Genomic DNA, 235 nt, shown 5'->3' on the forward strand with positions numbered 1-235 from the left:
GTTCAAATGATCAACGACTCAGCACAAACATTGCTGGTGCTGTTGAATGAAGTGCTCGATTTCTCGAAAGCAGACGCCAATAAAATGGATTTAGACATTAAAGAATTTAATTTGCCCGATCTTGTCACTTCTGCATGCCATTCTCATAAAGTGTCGGCAGAGAAAAAGGGCCTTAATTTTGACGTGTTCATATCGCCATTGATCCACGAAAACTATTTGGGTGACTCCGTCAGAG

The 235-nt window shown here is 41.3% G+C and carries 1 protein-coding gene; it reads left to right on the forward strand.

The window, feature by feature from the left end; translation table 11 throughout:
* On the forward strand, window positions 1-235 hold a 235-nt coding region (locus AAEZ02_RS23550; protein WP_502959623.1), incomplete at both ends, for a sensor histidine kinase.

Origin of the sequence: Shewanella sp. T24-MNA-CIBAN-0130 (genome assembly GCF_040310185.1) — a bacterium.
GTDB lineage: Bacteria > Pseudomonadota > Gammaproteobacteria > Enterobacterales > Shewanellaceae > Shewanella > Shewanella psychromarinicola.